The following is a 507-nucleotide window of genomic DNA, read 5'->3' as shown; positions in this document are numbered from 1 at the left end:
GAATGATCCTGCGACTGCACGTTCTGAGAATCCCAAAGACAGTTATGAAGGGCGTAAGTATGAGCCAAATATAGATGGGCCAGAGCAAGCGTCTCAGGAAACAGATGAAGTATATGTCGATCCTCGTAAAGAGGAAGACTTACCTCCAGGAGGCAAGAACGTTGGTGACCTAAACGCTTACGATTTAAGTCAAAAGAATAATCCGTAAATCACTATTAGATTTACAATTATCGTTTGACCGATTTAATGTATTTATAATAAAGATATAAGGAAAAACTCATGGAAACGAAAGATCCTGCACTGACAAAGACACTCATGACAGATGATGATTCAGCTAATACTGATTTACGTAATAACGATGTAGAGCGTAATGATTTAGACAGCGATAATATGAACAATCAGCCATTGTCAGAAGAATCAGCCAAGGCTAACGAAAAAGAATTTCATGACAGTCGTGATGAAATTGAGGCCACTACCTCAGTCAATAAAGGGACTGATACCTTTGGT

Annotated in this window: 1 protein-coding gene and 1 pseudogene; both read left to right on the top strand. The window is 38.9% G+C overall.

Features of this window, described 5'->3' with window-relative positions; all coding sequences use genetic code 11:
* Positions 1–208 (top strand): hypothetical protein (locus ACS8FD_RS24860; RefSeq protein ID WP_439277805.1); only part of this gene is annotated, 208 nt, incomplete at its 5' end.
* Between the two features lie 71 nt (positions 209–279).
* Positions 280–507, top strand: a pseudogene (locus ACS8FD_RS24855) (hypothetical protein); the annotation flags it as partial.

Source organism: Psychrobacter sp. 1U2, from assembly GCF_051847575.1.
This window is presented reverse-complemented; position numbering and strand designations above follow the sequence as displayed.